This window comes from Enterobacteriaceae endosymbiont of Donacia clavipes, assembly GCF_012570365.1.
In the GTDB taxonomy this organism is placed as follows: Bacteria; Pseudomonadota; Gammaproteobacteria; order Enterobacterales; family Enterobacteriaceae.
On the sequence record NZ_CP046208.1, the window covers coordinates 335209 to 348733 of the forward strand.

The window sequence follows — 13525 nt, forward strand, 5'->3', positions numbered from 1 at the left end:
AAAATATAATTTTCTTATAAATTTAAATTTAAATTTACGTATTAGGTTTATCATTGATAATAAAATAAAAATTTTAATTTATTTAAAATATTATGTTATTTATATTCCAATTAATTGGTTTTTTTTTATGAAAAATAAGATATTTATTTGTTTTTGAAAAATGTTTACAAGAATAAAATCCCTTATAAAAAGATAAAGGTGATGGATGAGATGAAGTTAATATTAAATTTTTTTTTATTAAAATAGATTTTTTTTTTGCATATGATCCCCATAATAAAAATACAATATTATTATAATTTAAAGTAATTATTTTTATTACATTATCTGTAAATTTTTCCCAACCAATGTTATAATGAGATTGAGGTTGTCCTTTTATAACCGTTAAAATACAATTTAAAAGCATTACACCTTCATTAACCCAATCTATTAAATATCCATGTTTAGGAATAACAAAATCAGGTATATCAAATTTTAATGCCTTATATATATTTTTTAATGTAGGAGGAATTTTTATATTTGGCATTACTGAAAAAGCTAAACCATTTGCTTGATTATAACCATAATATGGATCTTGTCCTAAAATAACTACCTTTAGTTTATTAAAATTTATTTTATTAAAAATATTAAAAATATATTTTTTTTTAGGATAAACAATTTTATTGTGTATAATATCTATATTAATTTTTTTTATTAATTTGATAAAGTAATCTTTTTTTTTTTCTTTTTTAAAAAAATTTTTCCATATAATATCTTTATTTTTAATCATAATATATAATGAATTTTAAGTATAAAATTAAATTATTAATAAATAATTATTTTACACTAATTAAAAAATTTTTTATTTTATCCTTGTTTTTAATATTTTTTTAAAAACTAATTATCCATAAGGAAAAAATATAAGTGAAATATTACGAAATAGTATTAATGATAAATCCAGATCAAAGTGATCAAATAAATAATATTATAAAATATTATAAAAAATTTATTTATAAACATAAAGGATCAATTTCTAGATTTGAAGATTGGGGAAGAAGACAATTATCTTATCCTATATTTAAATGGCATAAAGCACATTATGTATTAATAAATATAACATTAAATAGTAACTTAATAAAAGATATTGAAAAAAGTTTAAGAATTAATGAAAATATTATCAGATATCTTATAATAAAAACAAAAACAGAAAGAAAAAATATATCTTATATTTTAAAATCTAAAGATGAACATCAAGAAAAACGAAATGATGTTATAAAAACAATATAAATTTATTTATAAAATAATTAATATATATTTAACAAGTTTTGGAGTTATATAATGATACGTTATTTTCGTCGTCGTAAATTTTGTCGTTTTACTGCAGAAGGGGTTAAGGAAATTGATTATAAAGATATACATATTTTAAAAAATTTTATTACTGAAAGTGGTAAAATAGTACCTAGTAGAATTACTGGTACTAAGGCAAAATATCAACGTCAACTTGCTAAAGCTATAAAATTAGCAAGATATTTATCTTTAATATCATATACTGATCATCATAAATAAATTTATAAAAATATTATTTTTAATTTTACATATTTTAATTAGTAAAGAGTATTAAATGATGAAAATTATTTTATTAAATTCTATTCCAGGTTTAGGAAAAAAATCTCAGATTGTAAAAGTAAAACCTGGATACGCTCGTAATTTTTTAATACCTAATAATAAATGTATTTCTGCAACAAAAATTAATATTAATTTTTTAAAACAAAAATTATTAGAAAAAAAATCTCAATTATTAAGTATTTTAGATAATGCTAAACTAAGATTAAAAAAATTTAATTGTATAAAAAAAATAGTAATTAAAGCAAAAGCAGGTAAAACAGGTAAATTATTTGGTTCAATAGGTAGAAATGATATTCTAAAAAAAATAAAGGAAATAGGATTTGATATTTTAAAAAAAGAAATAAAATTACCAAAAGGATCTTTAAAATATATAGGTGATTATAATATTATTTTTCAATTTCATAAAAAAATTTCAATAGAGAAAATAGTTAGCATAATTAATAATTAATAAATTGACTAATTAGAAAAATTAATTATAATTATATATGGAGTATGATTATTTGAGCAATATTATTTTGTAAACCCAGTCAGGTCTGGAAAGAAGCAGCTGTAGCAAATTTAATATGTGTAAAAAATAATCATGCTCTACTAAATTTTTAAATTTTAATTATATATGATAAATTTTTATAATAAAATGAATTCTCATGTTTTAGCCACAAAATGGCGTCCTCAATTATTTGATGATGTTATTGGTCAAGATTCTACAATACAAGCTATAAAAAATAGTTTATCTACTAAAAAAATTCATCCTGCTTGGATATTATCAGGTAGTAGGGGTGTAGGAAAAACAACAATAGCAAGAATATTTGCAATGGGATTAAGTTGTATAAAAGGTATAACTAAAAATCCATGTGGTTTATGTGAAATTTGTATAGCTATAAAAAAAAATTCTTTTTTAGATTTGATTGAATTAGATTCTGCATCTAAAACTAAAGTAGAAGATATTAGAGAAATATTAGAAATAATCTATTATCCTCCAGTTAAAGGAAGATATAAGATATATATTTTTGATGAATTTCATATGTTATCAAAACACAGTTTTAATGCATTATTAAAAGTTTTAGAAGAACCTCCAGAATATATAAAATTTATATTTGCAACAACAGAATTACAAAAAATACCTATCACGATTAAATCGAGATGTTTACAATTTAATTTAAAATTAATTAAAAAAAATTTAATTTTTAATCAGTTGAAAAAAATTTTAAATAAAGAAAATTTACAATATGATATAGAAGCAATAAATATTATATCAAAAACAGCAAATGGAAGTATGCGTGATGCATTAAGTTTAACAAATCAATTAATATCTATGGGTTCATTAACAATTAATAATGTTTCTTTAATGTTGGGATTAATTGAAAAAAAATATTTATTTTTATTATTATATAATTTAAAAAATAAAAAAAATGATTTTATTTTAGATTTAATTTATAAGATATCTGTTTTTGATATTAATTGGGAAAATATAATAATAGAAATTATGATTTTAATACATGATATATTAAAAATTAAAATTTTAAAAAAAAATTCTCAATATTTTTTAAAAAATTCAAATTTTAATAATAACATAAAATTTTATAAAAAAATTTCTAAGAATTATTCTAAGCAAGAATTAAAATTTTTATATAAAATTTTTAGTGAAGGTAAAAAAAATTTATATCTTTCTCCAAGTCCTAAAATAGGATTTGAAATGATTATATTAGAAATAATAATTTATTTTAATGAAAACTATACAAATTTAAAATAATAAATAATGATAAATTAATATTAGAATTTAATTTTAAAATAATTAAAAATAATATTGAATTTTTATAAATAAAAATATATATGTTTTATATTTACATATAAATAAGAGAAAAATATTTATGCAAAAAAAAGAAACTTTAAATTTTCAATCTGAAGTAAAACAATTATTACATTTAATGATACATTCTCTTTATTCAAATAAAGAAATATTCTTACGAGAATTAATATCTAACGCTTCTGATGCTATTGATAAATTAAAATTTAAAACTTTATCTCATCCTAATTTATATGAAAATGATTCAATATTAAAGGTGAAAATCTCTATAAATAAAGAAAAAAGATTAATTATTATTAGTGATAATGGAATTGGTATGACTCGGAAAGAAGTCATTAATAATTTAGGTACAATAGCAAAATCTGGAACTAAAGATTTTATCAAATCTTTGAATTTATCTTTAGATAAAAAATCAGAAAAAACTTCACAATTAATAGGTCAATTTGGTGTTGGATTTTATTCCGCTTTTATAGTTTCTGATAAAGTTTCTGTTAGAACAAGAGCCGCTGGAATACCTATTAACCAAGGAGTATTTTGGGAATCTACAGGAGAAGGTAATTATCAGGTTTCTAATATAAATAAAGAACTTAGAGGGACTGAAGTTATTTTACATATTCGTTCTAAAAATGATGAATTTTTAGATACATGGCGTATAAAAGGAATAATTAATAAATATTCAGAATATATTGCTTTACCTATAGAAATTAAAATGTATAATGAAAAAGAAAAAAAATATTTTTGGGAACAAATTAATAAAGCACAAGCTATTTGGTTACGTAATAAAATTAATATTAGTGATAAAGAATATAAAGAATTTTATAAACAATTAACATATGATAGTACTGATCCAATTATTTGGAGTCATAATCATGTTGAAGGAAAACAAGAATATATTAGTTTATTATATATTCCTTCAAACATTCCATGGGATATACGTAATCGTGATTATAAAAATGGATTAAAATTATATGTACAAAGAGTATTTATTATGGAAGATGCAGATCAATTATTACCTAAATATTTAAGATTTATAAGAGGTTTAGTTGATTCTAATGATTTACCTTTAAATATTTCAAGAGAAATTTTACAAAAAAATAATATTATTCGTAATATGAAGTTAACATTAACAAAAAAAGTTCTCAATATGTTAACAAATCTTACAAAAATAAAAAATATATATAATAATTTTTGGAAAAAATTTGGTTTAATTTTTAAAGAAGGACCTGCTGAAGATATAAAAAATAAAGATATTATTATTAAATTATTACGTTTTTCATCAACATATAATGATAATGATGAACAAAATATATCTTTAGAAGAATATTCTCAAAGAATGATTAAAGGACAAAAAAAAATATATTTTTTAACATCAGATAATTATATTTCGGCAAAAAGTAGTCCACATTTAGAATTTTTTTATAAAAAAGGTATTGAAGTATTATTGTTAACTGATCATATTGATGAATGGATGATGAGTTATGTAACAGAATTTGAAGGTAAAATTCTTCAATCAATTAGTAAAGAAGACGATTCATTAGATGAATTTATTAAAAATGATAATAATTCTGAGCAAAATAAAATAGAAAATGAATTTAAACCTTTTTTAAAAAAAATACAAAATTTATTAGGTAATAAAATAAAAAAAGTAAAATTAACAAGTAGATTAATTAATACTCCTGCTATTGTTACTACAGATGTAAATGAAATGAGTACTCAAATGGCAAAATTATTTACTGCTGCAGGACAAAAAGTTCCAGAAATAAAATATAATTTTGAATTAAATCCTAATCATATTTTAATAAAAAAAATTTTAACAATAAAAGATGAAAAATATTTTTCTGAATTTGTTAATTTATTATTAGAAGAAGCTATTTTAGCAGAAAAAGGTACTTTAGAAAATCCAAATAAATTTATTAACCGAGTAAATTCTTTTTTATCTAAAATATAAAAATCTTTATAGGTAAGATAATTAAATTTTAAATTATCTTATCTTATTTTTTTTATAAAATAAATTAAATTTTGATTTTAAATTTGTTTTATTTATTTTAATTGTATATATTTTAAGTTAAAATATTTATAGTTAGATTAAACTATCTTAAAATTTATTGAAGTAATAAATCTTAAAAATATTTTATAAAAAAATATATATCTTATTTTTTTAATAAAAAAATAAGAATTTTATTCACAACTAAATTATTAATTTAATAAAAAAATGGCAGAAAAAAGAAATATATTCTTAATAGGACCTATGGGTGCTGGAAAAAGTACAATTGGACGTCATCTTGCAAATTTATTAAAAATGGAATTTTTTGATTCAGATCAAGAAATTGAACGTCGTACAGGAGCCGATATAAATTGGGTGTTTGATGTAGAAGGTGAAATAGGTTTTAGAAAACGTGAAAAAAAAATTATTAATGAAATAACTCAAAAACAAGGAATTATATTAGCAACAGGTGGAGGATCTATTCAATCTAAAGAAACTAGAAAATTTTTATCTTCTAGAGGTATTGTAGTTTACCTTAAAACAACTATAGAAAAACAATTAAGTCGTACAAAAAGAGATAAAAAACGTCCTTTACTTAATATTACTAATAATCAAAATCAATCAGCTGAAGAAATTTTAAATAATTTAGCTAAAAAAAGAAATCATTTGTATAATGAAATAGCTGATATTATCATTAAGACAGATGAACAAAGTGCAAAAATTGTAGCTAATCAACTTATTAAATTATTGGAAAAAAATTAATTTTATTAATATTATAAAAGTTAAAGGATAATATTATTTATGGGAAAAACTATTTTAGTTACAACAAAAAAACACAATTATCCTATTATTATAGATTTTAATTTATTTGATACATCATTATCTTTTTCTTTTTTAAAAAGAGGTGATAATGTTATGATTGTAACCAATAAAATAATTTTTTCTTTATATTTTAAAAAAATTTTTAATCAATTACATAATATTGGTGTTAAAATAAATTATGTTATTCTCCCAGATGGTGAAAAATATAAAACATTAGTAACAGTAAATATTATTTATACAGCATTACTTAAAAATTTATATAGTAGAGATACTACTTTAATTGCTTTAGGTGGCGGTGTTATAGGTGATATAACTGGATTTGCAGCATCAAGTTATCAAAGAGGAGTCAAATTTATACAAATACCTACAACTTTATTAGCACAAGTAGATTCTGCTGTAGGAGGGAAAACGGCAGTAAACCATGTATTAGGTAAAAATATGATAGGTAGTTTCTATCAACCTAATTGTGTAATAATTAATTTGAGTTGTTTATATACTTTATCCAAAAGAGAATTTTCTGCTGGTATGGCTGAAGTTATAAAATATAGTATTATTTTTGATAAAAAATTTTTTTATTGGTTGGAAAATAATATTAATAATTTATTTAATTTAGACAAAACATCTATACTTTATTGTATTAGTAAATGTTGTAATTTAAAAGCTAAAATTGTTTATGAAGATGAATATGAAAAAAATAAAAGAGCATTATTAAATTTAGGACACACTTATGGGCATGCTATAGAGACACAATTAGGATATGGTAAATGGTTACATGGTGAAGCTATTTCAGTAGGCATTGTTCTTGCTGCATTAACTTCAAAACAATTAAATTTACTTGATAATAAAGAAATAATAAAAATTATAAATTTATTAAAAAAATGTAATTTACCAATTAAAGGTCCAATAAATATGAATGATAAACAATATATAAAATATATTTATAGAGATAAAAAAATAAATAAAAATAAAATTAATGTTATTCTTCCACTTCAAATTGGAAAAACAATTATATATAAGAATCTTTCTGAAAAAATTATTTCTAATGCTATTAATGAAAACAAAAATTTAATTATTTAAAATATTTATTTTATTATTAAATTTTATCATAAATTTTAAAAATGAAAAAATTTTTAATTGCAGCTTCTATTTTATCAGCTAATTTTGCATTCTTAGGAAAAGAAATTTCTAATGTAATTAAAGCAGGAGCAGATATTATTCATTTTGATGTTATGGATAATCATTATGTTCCTAATTTAACAATTGGTCCTTTAGTATTAAAATCTTTAAGAAATTATGGTATTAAATCAACAATTGATGTACATTTAATGGCAAATTCTGTAGATAATTTAATAATTGAATTTGCCACTGCGGGTGCAGATATTATTAGTTTTCATCCAGAAAATTCTAATCATATTGATAGAAGTATTTCTTTAATAAAAGAATATGGTTGTAAAGCAGGATTAGCATTAAATCCGTCTACTTCTTTAAATTATTTAGATTATTTAATAAATAAGTTAGACATAATATTAATTATGTCAGTTAATCCTGGGTTTGAAGGACAAAAATTTATAAATTATATTTTTAATAAAATTAAGGAAGTTAAAAAAATTATTAATAAAAATCAAAAAAATATTTTATTAGAAGTTGATGGAGGAATAAATATAAATAACATAAACCAAATAGCTATTTCAGGAGCAGATATATTTGTAATAGGTTCTGCTATTTTTAAAAGTTTATTATCATATGATGAAACAATAAAAAATATAAAAAATTCTATTAAATAAAATTATTTTAAAAAATAGTAATTATTTTTCAAAGATAAAAAATTATGAAAAAAAAAAAAATAGTATTTAGTGCAATTCAACCAACTGGATTATTAACTATTGGTAATTATATTGGAGCTTTAAGTCAATGGGAGAAATTACAAAAAAAATATTTTTGTATTTACTGTATAGCTGATTTACATGCTTTAACTATATATCAAAAAAAATATATTTTAAATAAAAATATACTAGATACTTTATCAATATGTTTAGCATGTGGTATTAATCCAAAAAAAAATATTATTTTTATACAATCTCATGTTCCTCAACATTCTCAATTAAACTGGATTTTAAATTGTTTTACTAATTTTGGAAAACTAAATAGAATGAATCAATTTAAAGAAAAGAAAAATTTAAACCAAAATATAAATGTTGGTTTATTTAATTATCCAGTATTAATGGCTGCAGACATATTATTATATAAAACACATAAAGTACCTATAGGTAAGGATCAAATCCAACATATTGAATTAGTTAGAAATATTGCTTATAAATTTAATAATATTTATGGAGATATATTTAATATTCCTGAAAAAAAAATAAATAATTATGGTTCATGTATTACATCGTTATTAAATCCTGTAAAAAAAATGTCAAAATCTGATCCTAATAAAAATAATATTATCAGTTTATTTGATAATGATATTATTATTAGAAAAAAAATTAGTAATGCTGTTACTGATTCTGATTTTCCACCTAATATTGAATATAATTTATATAAAAAACCAGGTATTTCTAATTTAATTAGTATATTATCAAATATAACTGGAAATTCTATAAAACAAGTAGAATTAAATTTTGTGAATAAAAATTATAATAATTTAAAAGAATCTGTAATATACAACTTATGTATATTTTTGAAAAATTTAAGAAAAAGATATTATTTTTATAGAAGAGATGAAGTATATTTAAAAAATATAATGATTAATGGAGCAAAAAAAGCTAGAAAATATGCTAAAATAACATTAAAAAATGTATATGATGTTTTAGGTCTTAATTTTTAACAAAAAAATTTTAAAAGATTTTTAATTATTAAATTTTTATCTAGTACCATATACTACTATAGTTTTTCCATGAGCATAAATTAAATTACGATCTTTAAGAATTTTAAGTGTACGTCCGACTGTTTCTCTTGAACAACCAACTATTTTTCCTATTTCTTGACGAGTTATTTTTATTTGCATACCATCTGGATGAGTAATTGCTTCCGGAGACTTAGCTAAATTTAATAAAGTTTCGGATATTCTATCAGTAACATCTAAAAAAGCTAAATTACTTACTTTTTTACAAATAGTTTGTAATTTATCAGCAAGTTGTAAAGAAATTTTCATGAGAATATTTTTGTTAATTTTAATTAAATTAAAAAAATTTTTATAAGAAATTTTTGCTAATTCACATTCTGTTTTTAATTTTACCACTGTAATTTCTTTATAAATATTATAAAAAATACCTAATTCACCAATAAAATTTCCTGAACTTAAATAATTAAGTATAATTTCTTTACCATTTTTATTTTTAATAGAAATTACAATGATTCCCTTTAAAATATAATATAAATTTTCAGAAATATCTCCTTGTTTAATTAAAATTATTTTAGAGGGGTATTTATTAATATGACAATAAGAAAGAAACCATTCTAAAGTAGAATCTTTTTGTAACTTAAAAATCATTGGTAATTATCCTTCTATTATCTATGTATTATATAAATTTTATATTTAAAAAAAAATTTTTATTTTATTTAAATTTTTTTTTAAATATAAAAATGCTGATACCCAGAATTGAACTGGGGACCTCATTCATACCAAGAATGTGCTCTACCTTTCTAAGCTATATCAGCTAAAATATTATTAATTTATTTTTTAAAAAACTTTGGAGCAGGTAGCGGGGATCGAACCCGCATTTCCAGCTTGGAAGGCTGAAGTAATACCATTATACAATACCTGCTATATATATTATAAAATATTTTTTAAAATACTAAATTTTTTTGGTGGGAGAAGGATTTGAACCTACGAAGTCTTAAGACGACAGATTTACAGTCTGTTCCCGTTAACCACTTGGGTATCCCACCATTTATTTAATTAAAATTTTTTTTAAAAAATATTTTATTTATGTAACAAAAAGTTATTTTTGCCGGCTACCGGGGTCGAACTGGTGACCTACTGATTACAAGTCAGTTGCTCTACCATCTGAGCTAAGCCGGCATTTATTAAGAAATAAAAAATATTTTCCTTATAAAAATAAATAAATTTTTTATTTGATAAAAAAATTATCCTGGTATTTACCTACTCTTACATGAGGAAACCTCATACTACCATCGGCACTACAATGTTTCACTTCTGAGTTCGGAATGGATTCAGGTGGTACCATTGCGTTATTTATACCAGGAATTTTTATTTATAAATATTATTAGAGTTAATTAATATTAAAACCTAAACGATTCTGGTGTTGTAAGGTTAAGACTCACGGGTGTTTATTAGTACTGGTTAGCTTAACATATTACTATGCTTACACATCCAGCCTATCAACGTCATAGTCTTTAACGTCCCTTAAGGAATTTTTATAAATAATTAATAAAAACTCAGGGAAGATTAATCTTAAGGTAAGTTTCGCACTTATATGCTTTCAGCGCTTATCTTTTCCGTATTTAGCTACCGGGCAATGCCATTGGCATGACAACCCGAACACCAGAGATACGTTCACTCCGGTCCTCTCGTACTAGGAGCAAATCCTTTCAATCTTCCAACGCCCACGACAGATAGGGACCGAACTGTCTCACGACGTTCTAAACCCAGCTCGCGTACCACTTTAAATGGCGAACAGCCATACCCTTGGGACCTACTACAGCCCCAGGATGTGATGAGCCGACATCGAGGTGCCAAACACCGCCGTCGATATGAACTCTTGGGCGGTATTAGCCTGTTATCCCCGGAGTACCTTTTATCCGTTGAGCGATGGCCCTGTCATATAGAAACCACCGGATCACTAAGACCTGCTTTCGCATCTGTTTGAATTGTCATTCTCACAGTTAAGCCAGCTTTTGCCTTTGTACTAACCTCACGATTTCCGACCGTGATTAGCTGACCTTAGTACTCCTCCGTTACTCTTTAGGAGGAGACCGCCCCAGTCAAACTACCCACCAGACACTGTCTCTAACCCGGATAACGGGTTAAGGTTAGAATAATAAATATTAAAGGGTGGTATTTCAAGATTGACTCAATATTAACTAGCGTCAATATTTCATAGTCTCCCACCTATCCTACACATTAATATTAATCATTCAATATCAAGCTATAGTAAAGGTTCACGGGGTCTTTCCGTCTTGCCGCGGGTATACTGCATCTTCACAGCAATTTCAATTTCACTGAGTCTCGGGTGGAGACAGTCTGACCATCATTACGCCATTCGTGCAGGTCGGAACTTACCCGACAAGGAATTTCGCTACCTTAGGACCGTTATAGTTACGGCCGCCGTTTACCGGGGCTTCGATCAAGAGCTTCTTAATAAATAATAACCCTCTCAATTAACCTTCCGGCACCGGGCAGGCGTCACACCGTATACGTCCACTTACGTGTTTGCACAGTGCTGTGTTTTTAATAAACAGTTGCAGTCAGCTATTATCTTAGACTGATTTCAGCTCTAAAAGTAAATTTTTTCACTTACAATCAGCGTGCCTTCTCCCGAAGTTACGGCACTATTTTGCCTAGTTCCTTCACCCGAGTTCTCTCAAGCGCCTTAGTATTCTCTACTTGACCACCTGTGTCGGTTTAGAGTACGATTTGATGTTATTTATAGCTTAGAGGATTTTCTTGTAAGCAGGGTATTAATTACTTCATACAATAAAGTATTTCGTCATTACGCCTCAATGTTAATAATTATTCGGATTTTCCTAAATAATTCATCTAAACGCTTAAACCAAGACAACCATCACCTGGCTAACCTAACCTTCTCCGTCCCCCCTTCGCAAATAATACCAAGTACAGGAATATTAACCTGTCATCCATCGACTACGCTTTTCAGCCTCATCTTAGGAATCGACTTACCCTACCCCGATTAACGTTGGATAGGAACCCTTAGTCTTTCGGCGAATAGGTTTTTCACCTATTTTATCGTTACTCATGTCAGCATTCGCACTTCTGATCTCTCCAATAAATTTCACAATTTATCTTCAACAATTTACAGAACGCTCCCCTACCCAATAAATAAATAAATAATTTATTGTCGCAGCTTCGGTGTATAATTTTAGCCCCGTTACATCTTCCGCGCAGGATGACTAGACCAGTGAGCTATTACGCTTTCTTTAAATGATGGCTGCTTCTAAGCCAACATCCTGGCTGTTTATGCCTTCCCACTTCGTTTCCCACTTAATCATAACTTAGGGACCTTAGCTAGCGATCTGGGTTGTTTCCCTTTCCACAACGGACGTTAGCACCCGCTGTGTGTCTCCCGTGATAACATTATTCGGTATTTGAAGTTTGCATCGGATTGGTAAGTCTGGAAGACTCCCTAACCGAAACAGAGCTCTACCCCCGAATATGAATTACACGAGGCGCTACCTAAATAGCTTTCGGGGAGAACCAGCTATCTCCCGGTTTGATTGGTCTTTCACCCCTAACCACAAGTCATCCGCTAATTTTTCAACATTAGTCAGTTCGGTCCTCCAGTAAGAATTACCAAACCTTCAACCTGCTCATGGTTAGATCACCGGGTTTCGGGTCTATATCTTGCAACTAAACGCCCTTTTAAGACTCGGTTTCCCTACGGCTTCCTTATACAGTTAACCTTGCTACAAAATATAACTCGCTGACCCATTATACAAAAGGTACGCAGTCACATTTTTTACAAAATGCTCCTACTGCTTGTACGTATATGATTTCAGGTTCTATTTCACTCCCCTAACCGGGGTTCTTTTCACCTTTCCCTCACGGTACTAGTTCACTATCGGTCAGTCAGTAGTATTTAGCCTTAGAGGATGATCCCCCTATATTCAAACAAGATTTCACGTGTCTCGTTCTACTCTTTGAAACTATAATTAGTATATTTTAACATACGAGACTATCACTCTGTATCGTATATCTTTCCAGATATTTCTGCTAATATAATAAATATGTATGTTTCTGGGCTATTTCCTTTTCGCTCGCCACTACTAAGAAAATCTCTATTGATTTCTTTTCCTCAGGATACTTAGATGTTTCAGTTCTCCTGGTTTGCTTCGTTATTCTATGTATTCAAATAACGATAATATATAATTAAATATATTAGGTTTCCCCATTCGGATATCATCGATTAATAATGTTTCAAATCAACTTATCGATGCTTTTCGCAGATTAGCACGTCCTTCATCGCCTCTGACTGCCAAGGCATCCATCATATACGCTTATTTACTTAACCTTACAACCCACAATCGTTTATAAAAAATTTAATATTAACTTATAAAATAATAAATTTTTAAATTTTTTAAAAGATAATTACCTAATTTTTAAAGAACAATAA

General features: G+C 24.9%; 11 protein-coding genes, 4 tRNA genes, 2 rRNA genes and 1 other RNA gene. 10 read left to right on the top strand and 8 right to left on the bottom strand.

What is annotated here, in order from left to right; translation table 11 throughout:
• Positions 1-82 precede the first annotated feature (82 nt).
• Positions 83-766 (bottom strand): uracil-DNA glycosylase, encoded by a 684-nt coding sequence (gene ung, locus GJT92_RS01650; RefSeq protein ID WP_168919761.1) that lies wholly within the window; start codon positions 764-766, stop codon positions 83-85.
• Positions 767-900: 134 nt separating this feature from the next.
• On the opposite strand from ung, the gene rpsF reads away from it, so the two are divergent.
• From rpsF to trpS, 10 genes are all read left to right on the top strand, one after another.
• A complete protein-coding gene (gene rpsF, locus GJT92_RS01655) occupies positions 901-1263 on the top strand; it encodes a 30S ribosomal protein S6 (protein ID WP_168919762.1) in 363 nt (120 codons plus the stop codon).
• Positions 1264-1314: 51 nt separating this feature from the next.
• Positions 1315-1542: a 30S ribosomal protein S18 gene (gene rpsR, locus GJT92_RS01660; RefSeq protein ID WP_168919763.1), complete on the top strand. Its 228-nt coding sequence runs from the start codon at positions 1315-1317 to the stop codon at positions 1540-1542.
• Positions 1543-1600: 58 nt separating this feature from the next.
• A complete protein-coding gene (gene rplI, locus GJT92_RS01665) occupies positions 1601-2050 on the top strand; it encodes a 50S ribosomal protein L9 (protein WP_168919764.1) in 450 nt (149 codons plus the stop codon).
• Between the two features lie 42 nt (positions 2051-2092).
• Positions 2093-2189: signal recognition particle sRNA small type (gene ffs / locus GJT92_RS01670), an RNA gene on the top strand.
• Positions 2190-2215: 26 nt separating this feature from the next.
• A complete protein-coding gene (dnaX, locus tag GJT92_RS01675; RefSeq protein ID WP_246209064.1) occupies positions 2216-3352 on the top strand; it encodes a DNA polymerase III subunit gamma/tau in 1137 nt (378 codons plus the stop codon).
• A gap of 118 nt (positions 3353-3470) precedes the next feature.
• Positions 3471-5354: a molecular chaperone HtpG gene (gene htpG / locus GJT92_RS01680; protein ID WP_168919765.1), complete on the top strand. Its 1884-nt coding sequence runs from the start codon at positions 3471-3473 to the stop codon at positions 5352-5354.
• 264 nt (positions 5355-5618) lie between these two features.
• Positions 5619-6152, top strand: a complete 534-nt coding sequence (gene aroK / locus GJT92_RS01685) for a shikimate kinase AroK (protein ID WP_168919766.1) — start codon at positions 5619-5621, stop codon at positions 6150-6152.
• Positions 6153-6191: 39 nt separating this feature from the next.
• The gene (gene aroB, locus GJT92_RS01690; protein ID WP_168919767.1) at positions 6192-7289 is read left to right on the top strand and encodes a 3-dehydroquinate synthase; all 1098 of its coding nucleotides are present in this window, start codon (positions 6192-6194) and stop codon (positions 7287-7289) included.
• A 41-nt stretch (positions 7290-7330) separates the two neighbouring features.
• Positions 7331-7996: a ribulose-phosphate 3-epimerase gene (gene rpe / locus GJT92_RS01695; RefSeq protein WP_168919768.1), complete on the top strand. Its 666-nt coding sequence runs from the start codon at positions 7331-7333 to the stop codon at positions 7994-7996.
• Positions 7997-8040: 44 nt separating this feature from the next.
• Entirely contained in the window at positions 8041-9039 is a 999-nt protein-coding gene (gene trpS, locus GJT92_RS01700) for a tryptophan--tRNA ligase (RefSeq protein WP_168919769.1), read from the top strand.
• Positions 9040-9075: 36 nt separating this feature from the next.
• Here trpS and crp read toward each other — a convergent pair whose 3' ends face one another.
• The 7 genes from crp to GJT92_RS01735 form a co-directional block, all read right to left on the bottom strand.
• Entirely contained in the window at positions 9076-9705 is a 630-nt protein-coding gene (gene crp, locus GJT92_RS01705; protein ID WP_168919770.1) for a cAMP-activated global transcriptional regulator CRP, read from the bottom strand.
• 93 nt (positions 9706-9798) lie between these two features.
• Positions 9799-9872: transfer RNA gene (locus GJT92_RS01710), tRNA-Thr, on the bottom strand.
• Between the two features lie 33 nt (positions 9873-9905).
• Positions 9906-9979: transfer RNA gene (locus tag GJT92_RS01715), tRNA-Gly, on the bottom strand.
• Between the two features lie 41 nt (positions 9980-10020).
• A tRNA-Tyr gene (locus GJT92_RS01720) sits at positions 10021-10103 on the bottom strand.
• Between the two features lie 60 nt (positions 10104-10163).
• Positions 10164-10236, bottom strand: a tRNA-Thr gene (locus tag GJT92_RS01725).
• A 68-nt stretch (positions 10237-10304) separates the two neighbouring features.
• Positions 10305-10420: ribosomal RNA gene (rrf, locus tag GJT92_RS01730) — 5S ribosomal RNA — on the bottom strand.
• A 64-nt stretch (positions 10421-10484) separates the two neighbouring features.
• A 23S ribosomal RNA gene (locus tag GJT92_RS01735) occupies positions 10485-13423 on the bottom strand.
• Positions 13424-13525 lie beyond the last annotated feature (102 nt).